This is a genomic window from Thermoleptolyngbya sp. M55_K2018_002 (assembly GCF_015295965.1).
GTDB lineage: Bacteria > Cyanobacteriota > Cyanobacteriia > Elainellales > Elainellaceae > Thermoleptolyngbya > Thermoleptolyngbya sichuanensis.
The window spans coordinates 1-16183 of the sequence record NZ_DVEA01000028.1; the positions used below are offsets into that span (position 1 = coordinate 1).

Annotated in this window: 15 protein-coding genes; 8 read left to right on the top strand and 7 right to left on the bottom strand. The window is 57.5% G+C overall.

Translation table 11 applies throughout. The annotated features are described in order from the left end of the window. Window positions 1-292, bottom strand: a 292-nt coding sequence (locus IGS51_RS01275; RefSeq protein WP_297075045.1) for a hypothetical protein, incomplete at its 3' end; no start/stop codon positions are given. 780 nt (window positions 293-1072) lie between these two features. Between IGS51_RS01275 and ccsB the strand changes: the two genes are divergently transcribed. The 5 genes from ccsB to IGS51_RS01300 all read left to right on the top strand — a co-directional run bounded on the left by ccsB (window position 1073) and on the right by IGS51_RS01300 (window position 4536). Then, window positions 1073-2071 carry a c-type cytochrome biogenesis protein CcsB gene (gene ccsB, locus IGS51_RS01280; RefSeq protein ID WP_172357548.1) on the top strand — a complete coding sequence of 333 codons (999 nt, stop codon included), beginning with the start codon at window positions 1073-1075 and terminating at the stop codon, window positions 2069-2071. A 126-nt stretch (window positions 2072-2197) separates the two neighbouring features. Continuing rightward, a complete protein-coding gene (locus IGS51_RS01285) occupies window positions 2198-2596 on the top strand; it encodes a KGK domain-containing protein (RefSeq protein ID WP_297075049.1) in 399 nt (132 codons plus the stop codon). Window positions 2597-2647: 51 nt separating this feature from the next. Next, entirely contained in the window at window positions 2648-3661 is a 1014-nt protein-coding gene (gene tilS, locus IGS51_RS01290; RefSeq protein ID WP_297075051.1) for a tRNA lysidine(34) synthetase TilS, read from the top strand. A 177-nt stretch (window positions 3662-3838) separates the two neighbouring features. Continuing rightward, a complete protein-coding gene (ureA, locus tag IGS51_RS01295; protein ID WP_068516556.1) occupies window positions 3839-4141 on the top strand; it encodes an urease subunit gamma in 303 nt (100 codons plus the stop codon). Between the two features lie 86 nt (window positions 4142-4227). Then, entirely contained in the window at window positions 4228-4536 is a 309-nt protein-coding gene (locus tag IGS51_RS01300) for an urease subunit beta (protein ID WP_172357542.1), read from the top strand. Between the two features lie 97 nt (window positions 4537-4633). On the opposite strand, the gene IGS51_RS01305 is transcribed toward IGS51_RS01300, so the two are convergent. The 3 genes from IGS51_RS01305 to IGS51_RS01315 form a co-directional block, all read right to left on the bottom strand. Beyond that, the gene (locus IGS51_RS01305; protein ID WP_172357540.1) at window positions 4634-4810 is read right to left on the bottom strand and encodes a hypothetical protein; all 177 of its coding nucleotides are present in this window, start codon (window positions 4808-4810) and stop codon (window positions 4634-4636) included. Between the two features lie 268 nt (window positions 4811-5078). Continuing rightward, a complete protein-coding gene (locus IGS51_RS01310; protein ID WP_297075055.1) occupies window positions 5079-7808 on the bottom strand; it encodes an S-layer family protein in 2730 nt (909 codons plus the stop codon). Between the two features lie 138 nt (window positions 7809-7946). Then, a complete protein-coding gene (locus IGS51_RS01315) occupies window positions 7947-8525 on the bottom strand; it encodes a DUF1997 domain-containing protein (RefSeq protein WP_367279227.1) in 579 nt (192 codons plus the stop codon). Between the two features lie 767 nt (window positions 8526-9292). Here IGS51_RS01315 and IGS51_RS01320 point away from each other — a divergent pair. Continuing rightward, a complete protein-coding gene (locus IGS51_RS01320) occupies window positions 9293-9895 on the top strand; it encodes a 2OG-Fe(II) oxygenase (RefSeq protein WP_297075058.1) in 603 nt (200 codons plus the stop codon). Window positions 9896-9922: 27 nt separating this feature from the next. Here IGS51_RS01320 and IGS51_RS01325 read toward each other — a convergent pair whose 3' ends face one another. After that, on the bottom strand, window positions 9923-10459 hold the full coding sequence (locus IGS51_RS01325; RefSeq protein WP_297075059.1) for a DUF192 domain-containing protein: 537 nt from the start codon (window positions 10457-10459) through the stop codon (window positions 9923-9925). Between the two features lie 67 nt (window positions 10460-10526). Then, window positions 10527-11213 carry a response regulator transcription factor NblR gene (nblR, locus tag IGS51_RS01330; protein WP_297075061.1) on the bottom strand — a complete coding sequence of 229 codons (687 nt, stop codon included), beginning with the start codon at window positions 11211-11213 and terminating at the stop codon, window positions 10527-10529. Window positions 11214-11552: 339 nt separating this feature from the next. Between nblR and IGS51_RS01335 the strand changes: the two genes are divergently transcribed. Next, entirely contained in the window at window positions 11553-12143 is a 591-nt protein-coding gene (locus IGS51_RS01335; protein WP_297075062.1) for a hypothetical protein, read from the top strand. A 21-nt stretch (window positions 12144-12164) separates the two neighbouring features. Here the strand turns inward: IGS51_RS01335 and IGS51_RS01340 are convergent, their stop codons facing one another. Then, on the bottom strand, window positions 12165-14180 hold the full coding sequence (locus IGS51_RS01340; RefSeq protein WP_367279228.1) for a di-heme oxidoredictase family protein: 2016 nt from the start codon (window positions 14178-14180) through the stop codon (window positions 12165-12167). A gap of 430 nt (window positions 14181-14610) precedes the next feature. On the opposite strand from IGS51_RS01340, the gene IGS51_RS01345 reads away from it, so the two are divergent. Next, complete coding sequence (locus IGS51_RS01345; RefSeq protein ID WP_297075064.1) at window positions 14611-15282, top strand: phosphatase PAP2 family protein; 672 nt, start codon at window positions 14611-14613, stop codon at window positions 15280-15282. The last annotated feature ends 901 nt before the right edge of the window (window positions 15283-16183 follow it).

A 16183-nucleotide genomic window follows, 5' to 3' on the forward strand; every position in this document is an offset into this window, starting at 1 on the left:
GGATGTCAACCGAAGCAGATTCGAGATCGTTGCTAGCTGAGAGGGTATGGATACCGTCACTGTAAGTGTTGCTGCCTGTTTGAGACAGTTCGATGATTTCACCATAGATGCCGTCTGTAACGGGATCGACGAAGGCAATTCGAGCGCGATCGCTGTAGTATTCTGCTCGGAAGCTCTGCCCTCTAGCACAGTCATAGCGAACGGTGGTGACGGTTTCTGCCTGAGCAGGCACAGCGGCGATCGCCGCCAGGGTCAACATTGAAAGACCAGTACCGATCAGATGTTTTTTCATGAGGCTCACACCTAGAGTTTCAAGGAATTCCAAGGAACGTCTACAAGTCACGTTTGGGTAACGTCTTGGTTACGTTTCATGGGTCATATTTCGTGGGTCATGTTTCAATGGGGCGGTCGATGCTTTGGCCAACTCAATGAACTAGCCTATCCCCCTGAGGCAATCCGGCAAGCTCGAACGGGCTGCATTGCTGCTGCATTGATTCAATGAAATGCCACCTCTTCAATTGAATGCCCTCTATGCAGCTAGCCGCTTGTCTGATGAAGCTTTCGGGACAATACCGGATGATTATAGAAGAGATGTCTTGTTTCGCAACCCTGTGCTGAAATTCTGTCGTAATTCTTAAGTAGACGGCGGTTGACTGGGGTTATGGAGTGCGATCGCCTGTTTCCGTTTCCCCATCTACGATTTCTGCGCGATGATCTCTGCGCGATTCCTGAAAGCCTGGAATTCTGGAATCTCTGGAATCTCTGGAATCTGTAGACGCAACGAGCGGCTTTGCAGGCTTTTCGGGCGATTGCCCCGCTAGTTCGGTAGGATAGAGAACGGAAGCGATGGAGCGCAAAACCCTAAGCGCGATGCCATTCAGAGCAATGCCGTGAGCAATACCGTTCGGAGCAATGCCGTTCGGAGCAATAGTCTGAACCGCTGTTTCCACCACTTGGAGAGCAGATTGGCGAATTCAACGCTGCCTCTGCTTCTGTCTGTGGGTTGTCCTTTCGCTCACTGGCATCTGTCTTGCTGGAGCTTGTTGGATCTGTGTTTGGAGAGGTTTGCTGAATGAATCTGGTTTCACTCCAGGGCTGGCTGGATAATGCCGCCTTTGCGGTGCTGTTTGTGACGATGCTGGTGTATTGGGCAGGCGCGGCGTTTCCCACCGTGCCCTACCTGCAAACGGCGGGAACGACGGGGATGGCGATCGCCAATCTCTGCATCGCGGGGCTATTGGGCGCTCGCTGGATCGAGGGCGGCTATTTTCCCCTCAGCAATCTTTACGAATCGCTGTTTTTCGTTGCCTGGGGCATTACTGCGATGCACCTGCTGGCGGAAAACATGAGCCGCAGCCGCCTAGTGGGAGCCGTCACCGCACCCGTGGCGATGGGCATCGCGGCCTTTGCGGCGCTGTCTCTGCCCGATGCCATGCAGCATTCCGAGCCGCTGGTGCCCGCGCTCAAGTCCAACTGGCTGATGATGCATGTCAGCGTCATGCTGCTGAGCTACGCTGCGCTGATGGTGGGGGCGTTGATGGCGATCGCCTTTTTGATTGTGACACGGGGGCAGGAGGTCGAGTTGCGCGGCAGTTCTGTGGGCACGGGGGGCTTCCGGGATGCCCGCTATCGCATCAAGCGGGCAGGTCAGGCGGTGGACACCCTGGAGCCACTTACTGCCAGCACTGGCAACACCGCTGTCTTGGAAACTGCGCCTGCCGTTGCCGCCGCGCCCTTGTCTCCCCAGCGCCTCAGCCTAGCCGACACCCTCGACAATATCAGCTATCGCATCATTGGGCTGGGCTTCCCGCTGCTCACCATCGGCATCATCGCCGGAGCCGTCTGGGCCAACGAAGCCTGGGGTTCCTACTGGAGTTGGGACCCCAAAGAAACCTGGGCGCTGATTACTTGGCTGGTCTTTGCGGCCTATCTCCATGCCCGCATCACACGCGGCTGGCAGGGTCGTCGTCCGGCGATCCTGGCGGCATCGGGCTTTTTGGTGGTGTGGGTGTGCTACCTTGGCGTGAACCTGCTGGGCAAGGGGCTACACAGCTACGGCTGGTTTCTGTAGCAAGCCCCCTTGCTAGACGAGTCCATCTGCCAAACCCTGCCCGCAAAACCCTGCCCGCAAAGCCCCATAAGCAAAACCCCGTAAGCAAAGCTCTGTAAGCAAAGTTCTATAAAAACTCCAAAACCTATGAATCAACTGCCAACGCCGCTGAGTGATGACGAAGTAATCTACATCAGCGTGGGACGAGTGCTGATGAGCAATCCCACGTTTAAGGTGGGCGAATTTTTGGACGCGCTGGCGCAGGCGGTCAGCGAGCAGCAGGGCGAATGGTCGGACGAGTGCGAAGACTGGTTTGGAGATGGCGCTCGCTGCGAAGTGCTGCGGTTTGGCAATCAGGGCTGGCAGCGCGGCCGCATCCGGATTCGCCTAGAGTTTTTCCCCGAAAACCAAAAGCTGCTCCAGGCAGAACGCCCCCGGCAAGAGCGCAGCAGCGGGCCGCGAGAACGGGCCGGTCGTCCCCCCCGCGACGAAATCTATAGCCGTCGGGATGAGGTGTACGAGGTGTATCGAGAGGACGATTATTAGAGAACTCAGGGGAATTCAGGGAAATTCCCGGCTCTGCTCCCTGCTAAACCCATGACTCTTTCCCCCTGGACACCGCTTCATGCTCAGTTGCACCGGGGCATCCGGCAGCGGCAGTTGTTTTGCAAGGGCGATCGCCTCTTGATGGCGGTGTCGGGCGGCCAAGACTCGCTGTGTCTGGCGCAACTGCTGCTGGACTTGCAGCCCAAGTGGGGGTGGGAACTGGCGATCGCCCATTGCAACCACCGCTGGCGACCGGATGCCGGGGCAAACGCCGACTACGTGCGGTCGCTGGCGGAATCCTGGGGCGTTCCGGTGTTCATTGAAACGGCAGCAGATATTCCGGCGAGCGAGGCGGCGGCGCGGGCGTGGCGCTATGACATGCTGGGGGCGATCGCCCGTGCCCACGGCTATTCCCGCGTTGCAACCGGCCACACGATGAGCGATCGCGCCGAAACGCTGCTGTATAACTTGGTGCGCGGCAGCGGAGCCGACGGACTGCAATCCCTCACCTGGCGGCGCGAACTGTGCCCCGGCGTGGCGCTGGTGCGGCCGCTGCTGGATGTGCGCCGGGTGGAAACCGCCGAGTTTTGCCAGTCGCGGGGCTTGCGCGTGTGGGAAGACAGCACCAATCAGGATTTGCGCCATCCCCGCAACCGCATCCGTCAGGACATCTTGCCCGCCCTGAAAGCGCACTTGAATCCCCAGGCAGAGGCGGCTCTGGCCCACACCGCCGAACTGCTCCGCGCCGACGTGGACTACCTGGAATCTGCCGCTGCCGATCTGCTGCATCGGGCACTTCCGCCCGCCGCCCCGCCAGACGAGCATCCCCAACTCCATCGACCCACGCTGCAAATTGCGCCCCTCGCTCTCCAGCGCCGCGCCCTGCGCCAGTTTCTCGCCCGCCATCTGCCGGAAGCCCCCGGCTTTGAGCCAGTGGAAAAACTGCTGGTGCTGCTCGACGCACCCAACCGCAGCCAGACCGATCCGTTTCCTGGTGGGGCGATCGCCCGTGTCGCTGGAGACTGGATCGAACTCGTTGATCCTGCCAACCGCGCAAAGCAATAAACCGCAAAGAAATAAACAATTTCTCGCGGTTTAGATTGCGTATAATGCCGTAAAATCTGGCTGGGCTGGGCGCTGGTCTGCTGGGTGGAGCCTGGTTATGCCCGCATCCCCCTGACCCGCGCTGCTGCCCGATGCCCCGATGCTTTTGATGATGCTGACGCTGCGATCGCCCACACCATGCAACTGACTCCCCAGGAAAAAGACAAACTCCTCATCTTTACTGCCGCCCTGCTGGCCGAGCGCCGCAAAGCCAAAGGTCTGAAGCTCAACTATCCCGAATCCGTTGCCTACATTTCCGCCGCCATCCTGGAAGGCGCACGGGAAGGGCGCACCGTCGCCGATCTGATGACCTACGGCACCACCCTCCTCAGCCGCAGCGACGTGATGGACGGCATCGCCGAAATGCTCCACGAAGTGCAGGTCGAAGCGACCTTCCCCGACGGGACGAAGCTAGTGACCGTGCATGATCCGATTCGATAATGCTCGATGAGGGTGGATGAAGTGGTGGCATCGCTTTATCGCTCTCATCCGTCGCGCCCATTATCCCAACCCCACAACCCCTGCCCATGATTCCTGGCGAACTCTTCATCGAACCTGGCGACATCGAACTCAACGCGGGCCGTCCGACGGTGACGCTGATGGTGGCCAATACGGGCGATCGCCCCATCCAGGTCGGCTCCCATTTCCACTTTTTTGAGGTGAATGCAGCGCTCTCGTTTGACCGCAACCAGGCGCGGGGAATGCGGCTAGACATTCCCGCAGGAACGGCAGTGCGCTTTGAACCGGGCGACGAAAAAGAAGTGACGTTGGTGGCGCTGGTGGGCAGCCGTCAGGTCTATGGGCTAAATGCACAAATAAACGGGCCGCTGGATTAGAACGGCCCGTTTGTGCCCGGTCAAAATTGGGGCGAAACTGGGTCAAATATTGGGTCGAACCTGGGTCGAAATTGGGCTGAATTCGCCCGTTTCTGGATTAACCCTTCAGCGCCCGTCTGAAGTTCTGCCGATAGGATGCATTGAACAGCATTACCGGCCAGAATAGCGTCAGCATCAGACGATTTTGGTTGAAATTCGTGCGGTTAAACCCGGTCCAAAATTTCCACGCGCCCCCGATGTAAATCACCAGCGCAAGAAACGTAAAAAGGCTCATCTTGACCTCTCAATAATGCTCAATGACTTAGGACAATGACTTAGGACGTTGAACGAACGAACGTAAACCCGGATTGCGCTTGACCTGAATTGCATCAACGCGATCCCTGCTAAGGATTACAACACCACAAGAAACCTTTTCTCCAGTCTAATTCGCGGCTTTGGGGTTGAAGCGGTTCGGTTTTACGGATATCCCAGAGATCAGGCAGGACGGGCGATCGCCCCACCCCAGTTTCCCCAACTTTCCGCGTGAACCCCAGCACCGTTCCCTAGCCCGGTGCAGCGCATCTCGGCGGCAACGGCTGAACATCCTGAAACCTCGATGGTTCCGGCAGGTTCGCCAGCAGAATCACCTCGCCCGTTGCGGTCTGCCGCCAGCCCCGCGCTTCTTGCAGCGGCCTGGACGCTACCGACAAGGCAGCATCCGATGGCTCTCGCAAGGTCAGCGGCGAGGTTCGGGAATCTGGGTCATCGGGCGGGGGCAAGACCGTCAGATTGGCGGTGCGTAAGCTGGCATTGTCCTGGTTATTAGCAGCGTCCCGATTGGCAGCATCCAGATTGGCAGCGTCCAGAGCCGCTGCCTGTGCCGGAGGGCGGGTATGAATCGGTGCGTTCATGCTGCTGGCCGGCGCAGACTCTGCCCAGGGAACTCGAACCGATGGGAGATCGAACGCATGATTGGAGCCGGGGGGCAGACCGCCGCGACCTGTGGCTACGAAGGCGCTGCGATCGGCGGCGATCGCCGAACTGGCCGCACACCGCTGGGCAATCAGCCGCGACGCATCCACGGGTGCAGCAGGCAACTCGGTTACGCCCTGCGTCGGATCGGTGCTAGGCGGCGTGGTAATGGTAATCGTACCGCTGTTGCCCCGCTCGGAGGTTGCCGTAATGTCGCTCTGGGGCGTGAGTTTCGGCTGCGGCAGAATGCCCGTAATGCCCCTCGTGAAAATATTGACCGCGCCACCATCGCCCGTAAAGGCATTGGCGGTGATGTCATTGTTCTCCGTCAGCACCGACAGAATGAAATCTGCTTGCAGCGTGATGTTGCCGCCATCACCCCCCTGCCCTGCAATGCCCGCCGAAGTGCTGATCTGGCTGTTGCGCCGCAGCAAGAGATAGTCTTGCGCCGTCAGGCTCAGGTTGCCGCCCACACCAGAGTTGGTATTGGCGACGATGTTACCCTGGTTTTCTAGCGTTGCGGAGCGAGTCGCTAGGGTCAGATTTCCCGCTCCCAGGGCATTTGGGCTGGCATCAAAGCTGCCCGTGGCGATGTAGGCTCCGTCTCGCACTACGAGTTCCCCCGTGGCGATGGACAGGTCACCCCCCCGTCCCGTCGCCCCCGGCGCAAAGATGTAAGGAGTTCCCGGTGTGCCGCCCGACTGACTAAAGATTCCTGCGGGCACGGCTCTCGTATCTGGCGTTGCCGGAGAGAGTCCCTGCACCTCGACTCGCTCACTCGCCCAAATGCTCAGGTTGCCTGCATCCGCAACGCCAAAGGTCGAGGTCTGAATCGTCGCGCCGTCTTGCACCCGCAGCCGTCGCGTTTGAATCTCGATCTGGCTGGGAATTGCGTCAGTGGGCTGAAACGACTGGGAGCCAAAAATCGCTGCCGACAGCGTGCTGGGAACCGGCAAATTTAGATCACCCGCAAGATTACTCGCAAGATCACCCGCAATCGGATTGCCCTGCCCATCGAGCGCTACGCCTGCAATGTTGATCTCATCGGCCAGGATTTGCAAACTTCCCGGACGGCCGTTGCCAATCGTGTCGAGGCTGATCTGCCCGCCGTCCAGCAGGTTAAGCTGCCCGGTCGTCAGCACGATGCGCCCGCCGTTGCCAGTCGCGCCGTCCTGCACTCGCACGAATACACCGCTGCTTTCCGGGCCGTCGCTGCCCACCACTGCCCCTAGGATTTGGATTTGACTCGTCGCCAGAAGGTCAATGCGTCCAGCCGGGCCGCTGCTTCGGGTATTGGCAAAAATCTGGGAGCCATTGAGCAGAGTGAGGCGATCGCCCCGAATCGTGATGCGCCCGCCTGCCAAACTGCCCAGCGTGTCGGCGCTGATGTAGGATGCCTCATCCAGTCGAATCTCGCTGGCCCGCAGGCGGACTGTGCCGCCGCGATCGCCATTGGCGCTGATATCGGCAAAGCCCGTCAGGTGAATCTGCCCAAACGCCCGCACATTGGAATAATCCACCGACCAGCCCTGTGCTGTGGGAACCAGCCCGACCGTGCCCGCCTGGGCCACGCTGCCCAACTCGATGCGCCCGCCCGGTGCGGTGATTTCGCCGCCTGGAAAATCCAGATTGCCGCCGATCAGGGCGATCGCCCGATCCGACAACACGCTTAGCCCAGCGTATCTAGATGTCCCGAAATAGCCCGTTCTCCGCAGCGGACGCGAAAAATTTGCCGCAAGACTAAACGAAGCATTCACCATTGGCGCAGGCGCGGGGCCAAATTGTAGCCCGGTAGGAATGCTGACGGTCAGCAGCGGCGACGCTTGCGGATTGCGGGCGCTGAACTGAGTGCCATCGGCAAAGCGAATTCGTTCGGCGGTGCTGAAAATGACGGAGCCGCCTACGTCCAGGCGAGCATTTTCTCCAAATAAAATGCCGCTGGGGTTGATTAGAAAAAAATCGGCAGGGCTGAGTTGCCCGTCGCTCTGCAATAGGCGGAGAATGCCGTTGATCTCCGAGGGAGTACCGCCCGTGACGCGGGTGATCAGCCGCTCTACAGTGTCCACATTGCGAAACGTCACCGTGCGATCGCCCGGTGAAAACTGCTCAAAGCTGTGGAACAGGTTGCCGCCCCGCTGCGTGCCGCCCGTAATCTCAAACTCGTTACCCTGGCGCTGCACCTGGGTCGGTGTGGGCAGCGTGCTGTCGCCGCGCACCTGGGCAGTGGTGGGCAGGGCGGCGCTGAGCCATAGCCCCAGGCACAGCCCAAGGCGAAGCGGCTGAAGCGCAGACGATTTCAGGAAAGAGGAGAAACGTGACATGATCCCCGGCACTGAATCCAGCCCCGTCAGGGCGGACGTTCCACACCATAGTATGACAAGAGGGAAGCAGGGATCAGGGTGAGAGTCGGAATTCGCTTGCCTCAGAAGCAGCACCGTGAGAAGGGCAGGACTTTGCCCCTAGCTCCACTTCCGCTTGCGGCTAAAGGGGATGCCGTGGCTGCTGTGAAAATCGTCCTGCACTTTGTGGGTGAGGCGGCGAGAAACCTGGCGCACAATCTGGTTCAGCAGGCGATCGCCCGTTGTTTGCACCAGCGCCTTGGGAAGCGCCTGGATAAAGCGAGGGAACTGAATCGAAACCGCCAGGTCAAGCTCCCACTCTACGCGGGTTAGCACGGGTTCCGCAAGATTGTCCGTCGCTGCATCTGCGGGCTGAACCATATGCAGCGCGGCCTGAAAATCCACCTCATAGCCCGGTGCAACGTAGTCCGGAATGTCAATCGTCTCAATTCGATAGAAGCCACGTTGATCCTGAGGCAGCAGGTTCAGGCCAATTTTGGGTTCCACCTCATAGCCAAATGCGCCAAAGCGACCGATCGTTAGGGCATAGCCGTTGTCCCCCAAGGGAGCCGCGTCCATCGGCTGGGCACAGCGGCGAAACCAGGTGCGGTGATCATCCAGGTAAGCGACAACCGTCGGCGCGTCAGCCAGCATTTCCATGCAGCTTGCGTAATGCCCGCGAAAATGAGTCGGTTCCATCGTATCGGGCGTTTCTTCGGTCGCCGACAGGCTGGCGCTGTCCACAAAGGCAGATGTCATCCCTAAAAGAGGGTTAGAAGCGTCGATGGACTGGTTAGTGGACCTTGCCTGCATAACGTGTGCGGATTGGTGAAGAAGTTGGCGAGGATCTGCCTGGACACCCTGAGGGCGGCAAGCCGACGAGTCTACGGCAACTGTGCCAGCGATTTTGCGGTTAGCGCGATCGCCAGGGCTGTTACCAAACTTAACCTAAACTGACCTAAAGTGCCAAAGCGAAAGCTGGAAATTAACGCTGGCTCTATAGTTCTGATCTCTTTAGACCTTTATTTAGATTTCTATATGCTTAGAAGCTGACCAGATATCTACGATGATGGACATTTGTTTGCTGTCTAGGCTCAGCATAGCGGAAGGTTTTCGATGGCTACCATGATTGATTTACGGAAAGGTGTGCCGCTTTTGGGGACAAAGACAGGGGCGATCGCCCGAAATGCGGCAAACTCCAGCGGATCTACGCAAAGCATGTATGACGCTGGTTTAACATGAGTTCGATCGCTTAGAAGGCTGCCGGAAGGCTCGGCAAAAGTCATCGAGGTCATAGAAGATTTGTGGGAATTTGGATGACATGGAGGCGTGATACGACGGAGGTGATAGCTGATCTGCTTTAACTTCGTTTAACTTCAGATCCAGTCTCAGCTTTTCGTTATAGACTTTTGCACCTTGTCGAACTCAGTTTATTTATCCCCCGCTGCCGATCCCACAGCCCTACCATGCCCTACTTCCGCCAGCAGCAAAACGTATTCTCCGACGACTATCTCACCGAGTTGCGGGGGCAGATTCGCGCCTGCCGCTATTTTGCAGTGAATAATTTGAATCGGGATTTTGTCGGCACGAAGGGGTTCTCGGTCGTGTTTCGCGGCGAAGGGCGATCGCACGTCGAAGCACAGTTTCCCTATTTCAAACCCTATCTGGACATCGCGCTCCAGCCCGACTGCAACGCCTTTTATCTGAATCCGCTGCTGCTCAAGGGCGGATCGCGGGTCGATCCGCATATTGATCGATCGCTGCGATCCTATTGCAAAACCATCGAGCCGCCCGTCTGCGTCAGCGTGCTGTATGTGCAAGTGCCGGAGCCGTTGGAGGGTGGGGAGTTGGTGCTGCGAAACCACCGCCAGCAGGTGGGGCAGATTCGCCCACGGGTGAATAGGCTGGTGTGGTTTCAGGGCAACCTGACGCATTCCATCAACGGTCTGAAAACCGAGGGCGATCGCCTCAGTTTGGTCTGCGAGCAGTACGCGCTGGAGGCAGACGAACTGCACGACATTCCCGAATTCACCATCGAGTCGCGGGCAAAGCTGGTGAAGCAGGCTTAATCCTGTATCTCGAATTCAGGAGCCTTGCTAAGGAGCAGTATTGGTTGGGCGGGGTGCGTCCAAAAAGCGGATATCGAGGCGATCGCCCACCTGCAAGCCCAGTTCCGCCGCTCGTCCTCCGGCTAGTTCAATCACCTGGTTCACCCGCTGCCTCGTCGGGCCATAGGTCGGACAGGGCTGGCTTTCACAGGGCGGCGCACTGGCGACAATTTCCTTCACCTCGCCATCCAGCAAAAACACCATATCCAGCGGAATCAGCGTGTTCTGCATCCAAAACTGAACGGGCCGCGCAAACTCAAACGGAAACAGCATTCCCCGATCGGGCGGCAGTTCGGTGCGAAACATCAGCCCCATCGCCTGCTCTTGGGGCGTGCGGGCCACCTCTAGCTGAATCTGCTCATCGCCAATTTCCACTTCTGCCGAAATCGGCAAAACCTGCCCCCGAAAGGGTTGGGTTGCTGTTTCCTGTGGGCCACCGCCGGAGGGCACCTCTGGCATCGACACCTCCGATGGGCTAGGGCTACAGCCCAGCAGCAGGGCGCTCAATCCGACTGCACTCGTCATACAGATCACGTGAAATCCCCGCTTCACCCAGCGATTCATATTATTCATTTCCAACCTTTCCAACCTTTTACGCTTCTCGTAAAACATAACCAACGCCGCGCACCGTCTGGATTAACCGTTTTTCGCCTTCGTCTTCGATCTTGAGCCGCAGATAGCGCACATACACCTCAATCACGTTCGACTCCCCCATAAAGTCGTAGCCCCAGACGTTTTCTAGAATTTGCTCCCGCGTTAACACTTCTCGCGGATGCTCCATGAGGTATTTCAGCAGTTCAAACTCTTTCATGGTGAGGTCAATCACCCGATCTTGCCGCAGGGCGCAGCGGGTAGACAGATCCAAAACCAGATCGGCAAACCGCAGTTGTTCGCTGCCGGAGGTATCTGGCTTCAGGTAAAGCTGCACCAGGCGCAGAAAATCATCGCTGCGATAGGGCTTGAGAAAATAGTCGTCGGCTCCGGCCTCCAGACAGGCCACCCGATCATCTACCAGATCCCGCGCCATCAGCAGCACCACAGGAACTCGCGCTCCACTGGCCCGTAGCTGCTGGCAGAGCGATAGACCCGACTCGCCGCCCAGCATCCGGTCGATCACAATCAGCGATGGCTGAAATTCGGCGGCTTGGCGAATCCCCGTGGTGTAGTCGTGGGCGATGGCGGTTTCGTAGCCCGATTCGCGCAGGTCATTGCTCAAGCTGTGGGCCAGGATCTCATCTGGCTCGACGAGCAAGACGCGGGGAGTAGAAGTTTGAGCCATAGGTAGCGCTATTTAGGTTGAGAGATTTCGGTAGAAGACTAGATTGAAGCGTAAGTGTTAGTGCCTATGAAAACAGCGGCGATTCTCATCCGTTTTAGCATGTGGGGCGATCGCCCGGTGCGTTTGGGGGGATTTGGGACATCCTGGGGCGATCGCCCCAAACTTTTAGCATTTATCTAGCATTTGCCGTCCGCAAACCTAGTCTGACTGATTAGATTAGAGGAGAAAGTTCACATAGCTCGTTATATATCAGGTTCGTGCATCCTACTGGGCATCTACTGGGCATCTACTGGGCATCTATTGGGCATCCATCGAGAGCAGGGGCGGAAGATGAAAATCATGACAAAGCGAGGTGTTTACCCTGCTGCCATTGGCGTTGTGCTGTTGGGGTTGACGGTTTGGTTTCTCAGCCAGTTCCAAATTTCCATTCAATATGAAGGCGTGCCGTCGCCAGTAGATCCGCCTCCGGTGCAAGACGAACCCAGCCCGCCTGCCGCAGCCAATCCCACTCCAGCCGCATCGCCGCCCACTGCTGCACCCACGACTACGCCCATTGCCGCACCTGCCACCCCCACCGCGCCTCAACGTGCGATCGCCCAGGCAGGGGCCCTGCGAGTCAGCAACCAGACCGACCATCCCGTGCGGGTCGCGCTGCTCTCTCGCCAAGCGAAGACCCGCAACGCGGATGGCTCAGAGAGCTATGGCGAACCCATCCATTGGGACTTTGCACCGCAAGAAGGCAGCACCAAAGGTCTGCTGCTGGCGCTGCCCGAAGGCGAAGCGGATTTGCGGGTGCAGGCGGGTGACGTGATCACCGCCTTTGCCCAGGATGGATCGCGCCGCTACTGGGGCCCCTATGTGGTGGGTGAAACAGTGGCTCCAGTGTGGAATGCCACCAGCCAGGAGTGGGAGCTAGTGCTGTCCAAATAATTTTGCCAAATCAGCCTTGAGTTAGTACTGACCAGGCTTATCGTCAATAGCCATCAAAAAGTTGATCAAGTCGCGTTGTTGGCGCGGGGTGAAGCCAGCCTCCGCATCTACATAGTAGGGGTGCCCAGTTCCATCTAAATTGCTACGAACCAAGGCGGGATCGGCTTGATTGGCGGCGACCACTAGGGCGCGGAGCTGGCGATCGACCAAAGCCGTAAGGCTATTGGCGGCATCAGGTAAAATGCCTCGCGAGAGTGTTGCTGATAGGCCCATTTGGCGCGGATTGGTAACTTCAAAAGAGCCATCTGTTTTAATCACCAGCGCGTTTTTGCTCACCGCAACCCCGCCATCATGTAGATAGGGCGCAGTGATAAATAAACCGCGCAGCGACAGAGTTTTGTAGCCGCCGTCTGGCGAGATGCCCTTTGGCAGGCTGGTCGGGCTATCGGCGATGCCTTCAGTTGGCACATCCAGCGTAGCAGCCTCAGCAGGGGGCGGCACGGGTGTATCGAAGGTGTAGAGCTTCGGCGGCACTAAAAATCTCTCCAACCCCAAGCGCGATCGCCCGCGTGCAGGATTCGTCTGGATTTCGGCGATTGGGTGGATCTGGTTGTCGGTGTAGAACGGCGGGATATGGCAAGTGGCACAATTTGCCTGCTCAAACACCTTGGCTCCCCGTGCCACAGAACCACTCTCCAACGCCAGACGGTTTTCCTCGCTGCGGTTAGGCGGCGGCACTAGGCTATCTTGCCACGCAGCCATAGCATTGTTGGCGAACAGGAAGGGGCCGCTGGCAATGTCGGTTTTGCGATCGCTGTCTGGCGTAAAGATCAGCCCGTTGTAGGTAAACAGGCTCGGCTCCAGCAGCGGATAGGTGCCCGCACCTGGCGCAGGGATCTGATCTTCCAGTTCTGCTTTTGTGAGATCGGGCGCGACCTGCCGCAGCCATACCGACGGCTTGACGGCATCTCCCTCTGGTAGGCGAATCTTGCGATCGACCGCATTTTGCAGCACTACCCCCAAATACACTTCGGGGTCAATACCTAGCGCCTCGGCGCTGCGTTGCGCTGCCGCTAGCAGATTCACCTCGGAGGAATGCACTGCGTTGTTAATCGCGCTGAGTCCACCAAAGGGCCCGACTGCAAAGTTGCCATCAAAACCAAATGGTCGATTTTGAAAGCTAAACGCAGTGGGAATTTGCGTGGTGTTGTTGATTCGATCAGGAGAGCTTTCAAAGTTGCCTTGGGGCACGTCCATCACGGCGCTGTCAAAGGCAAATTCCAGCTTTTTGGGGTCGGGCAGCGTCACAAGCTGGCCATTACTGTCAATAATCTGCTTCCCATTGCCCTGAAACTGGGGATCGAGCGGGTCGAAATTCAATCGGGCAAACCCAGCGGCGCTGTTGGGAGCCAGCGCAATGAACAGCGGAATATTCAGGTCGCCATTGGGCACGCCGTCTAGCACATTGCCTTTGGGATCAAGCATGGCGTGGCAAACGGCGCAGGTGATATCGCCAGAGAGCTTGAGGCCGATCGGCAAAAAACTCTGGAGAATATCGCCCAGCGTGCGAAACCGAAAGCCGTGGCGCTTTAGCTCAAACCCCGTGCTGACGGGCACTGCCGGAAACAGCGTGCGATCGCCCACTTGAATCCGCCGCAATGGATAAATCTTGAGGTTGCTGGTGGGCACCATGCCCTGCCGCAGCACCGCCAGGATATATTCCGGCAGCAGGCGGGTCACGCCATCTTGAAAGCCAAAGACGCGCTGCAAGCCAAACATATCGCCCACATCGCGATCAAAGAAAATTTCGCGCCCCTGCTTTAGCAAGGTTTCTGTAATCTCGACCGCGCCAATGCGGGGATAGGCGGTGGGGTCGTCTGGGTCTAGCCCGATGCTGGCCACGAGCGATCGCGCTTCGGCGGGGCTAAGCAGCTTGCCAAAATAGTCGTAATAGCCAACGGGCTGAGTCGGCGCGGGTTGCAGATAGGGGTTGTCAGCAGGGGCAGGCGGCGCGTCGTCGGCGATCGCCCCCGGCATCCCGGTCCCCAGCAGCAGAGCCAGAAACAAGCCGAATAGACCAATGGCGATCGCCAGCCCTAGAGCAGTCCGTTTGCGAGGCGTGAGCATGGTGCATCCTCTCCAACTCGTTAACCGACCCCAGATCTGATGGCAGTATAGTCCAACTCTAGAAGCCCACCCGCCAGGACAAAAAACTCGTTAGAAAAATTATTCTTTCTACGGTTTTTCCAGTTCTGCCCATATCCTCGGAAAACATCGTTTGTGACGCAAGAAGCGGTCTGGGCGGGTGGATTTGTGCCACACTCAGAGCGATTTTGGATTTTGGATTTTGGATTGACGATTCTTGGGTTGGCAGTCCAGAGTCTTTGTGGAACGTCTCACAATTTCACCCACAGATCCAGGTTAGGGATTTGAGATTGGGCAAGCCAGAAGGGATGGGGAGCAGAGCATGGCAGACGACGTAAAAGAGGGGTTGGCTCAGGAAGAAATCGCTTTGACCACGTCTCCTGTGACCAGCCTGTGGATTTTGGGTGTGGGGCTGCCGCTGGCGGGCTTTGGGCTGCTGGGGTTTGGCGTGTGGAAATTGGGCGATTTTCCCTGGGACGAGCCGATTTTGCAGGCCGTTCACGCCACCGCTACGGCCACGCTCGATCGCCTCGCTCAGGGAATCACGCGGCTGGGGTCGCCGTGGATTTTGCCGCCGCTAGCAGGGCTGATGGCGATTGCCCTAGCCGCGCTAAAACGCTGGCGATCGCTTCTCTATGTGGTGCTGGCCTTGGCCGGCAACACTCTGATCAATATTGAACTCAAGGACCTGTGGAAGCGCGATCGCCCCTTTTTGTGGGACTCTGGCACACCCCGACCCCACGATTTCTCGTTTCCCAGCGGACATGCCATGACGAGTGTAGCCATCGTGGTCGTGCTGCTGATTTTGCTGGGGTCGTCGCGCTGGCGACCGTGGGCAGTGCTGTTTGGGGTGCTGTTTGTGCTGGCGATCGCCTGGACGCGGCTCTATCTGGGCGTGCATTATCCCAGCGATATTCTGGGGGGCTGGCTGGTGGCGATCGCCTGGACGGTCGGACTATCCCTGCTAATCCAGCCGCAGGGCGAAAAAATCTAGCCGCAGCGCAAGAAGTATGGTGAACAGTGCAGTTCTTACAGTTCTTATTAGCTCTTATTAGACAGAAATCAGGAATAACCCGGAAACAGCTTGTTTTCCATTTTTAAGAACCTAAAACAGACCTGTAGATTCACAGAAAGTTCGCAGGTTTTTACGTGTTTTCGCGTAGAGTTCCTGTGTTTTTTGCATTTTATAATGCAATCACGCTGAAATTTCTTGCGTGTAAGCACTGCTAAAACTTGCTGCCTAGTATGGCTACGCCGCCTCTAAAATTGCCAGCAGCGTGGTCAGCAGGCTTGCTAAGTATGGGTTTGCCGAGTCTGCCGAATTGCAGATAACACTGCCGTATTAAGGGTAACCATGTCAGGGATTTCCTCAGGGGCTTCTGGGCTGAATAGGGCGATCGCGGGTTATACTGAGAAAATTCAGATTGGCCTGTGTTTGCTTTACAAGGGTGCTTGGCTTCAGACCAGCGAGTCTGGGAGCGCTACGGAAATCTACTACTGGTTGCGGGTTAAACGTGTCGGTCTACGACGGCTTGCAGCTTGTGACCTAAAACGGTCACTCAGAACTTTTAAAACTCGCGCTGGTGTTTCTTCTACTAGCCACAACGTTTTCTGTAGCAGCTTCTACAGAAGACTGAGGGTTGCTATCCAAACGATTCTGAGCCAGAAGGCGCTGAGCTTGTCAGTTGCTCTCTGGTTTCAGCCCTTCAATTTGTCCATTCTTGTATGTCATAGCAGCTTCATTGTTTGCTATGTGATTCGTGTATTTGGTTGTGCCTCTAGCCGACTACCAGACTCAGGCAATCTCCTCAGGAGCCTGCTCAAAGCCTGGGATAGAGGCTATATCAAAGCGAATCTGCAATTTGCCCCTTTGTAAAGCTGTTTTCATAAAGCTG

What these genes read in the sequence shown, in the direction of transcription:
- ccsB (WP_172357548.1), top strand. Translation starts at nt 1,073, where the DNA reads ATGAATCTGGTTTCACTCCAGGGCTGGCTGGATAATGCCGCCTTTGCG.
- IGS51_RS01285 (WP_297075049.1), top strand. Translation starts at nt 2,198, where the DNA reads ATGAATCAACTGCCAACGCCGCTGAGTGATGACGAAGTAATCTACATC.
- tilS (WP_297075051.1), top strand. Translation starts at nt 2,648, where the DNA reads ATGACTCTTTCCCCCTGGACACCGCTTCATGCTCAGTTGCACCGGGGC.
- ureA (WP_068516556.1), top strand. Translation starts at nt 3,839, where the DNA reads ATGCAACTGACTCCCCAGGAAAAAGACAAACTCCTCATCTTTACTGCC.
- IGS51_RS01300 (WP_172357542.1), top strand. Translation starts at nt 4,228, where the DNA reads ATGATTCCTGGCGAACTCTTCATCGAACCTGGCGACATCGAACTCAAC.
- IGS51_RS01305 (WP_172357540.1), bottom strand. Translation starts at nt 4,810, where the DNA reads ATGAGCCTTTTTACGTTTCTTGCGCTGGTGATTTACATCGGGGGCGCG.
- IGS51_RS01310 (WP_297075055.1), bottom strand. Translation starts at nt 7,808, where the DNA reads ATGTCACGTTTCTCCTCTTTCCTGAAATCGTCTGCGCTTCAGCCGCTT.
- IGS51_RS01315 (WP_367279227.1), bottom strand. Translation starts at nt 8,525, where the DNA reads ATGGAACCGACTCATTTTCGCGGGCATTACGCAAGCTGCATGGAAATG.
- IGS51_RS01320 (WP_297075058.1), top strand. Translation starts at nt 9,293, where the DNA reads ATGCCCTACTTCCGCCAGCAGCAAAACGTATTCTCCGACGACTATCTC.
- IGS51_RS01325 (WP_297075059.1), bottom strand. Translation starts at nt 10,459, where the DNA reads ATGACGAGTGCAGTCGGATTGAGCGCCCTGCTGCTGGGCTGTAGCCCT.
- nblR (WP_297075061.1), bottom strand. Translation starts at nt 11,213, where the DNA reads ATGGCTCAAACTTCTACTCCCCGCGTCTTGCTCGTCGAGCCAGATGAG.
- IGS51_RS01335 (WP_297075062.1), top strand. Translation starts at nt 11,553, where the DNA reads ATGACAAAGCGAGGTGTTTACCCTGCTGCCATTGGCGTTGTGCTGTTG.
- IGS51_RS01340 (WP_367279228.1), bottom strand. Translation starts at nt 14,180, where the DNA reads ATGCCGGGGGCGATCGCCGACGACGCGCCGCCTGCCCCTGCTGACAAC.
- IGS51_RS01345 (WP_297075064.1), top strand. Translation starts at nt 14,611, where the DNA reads ATGGCAGACGACGTAAAAGAGGGGTTGGCTCAGGAAGAAATCGCTTTG.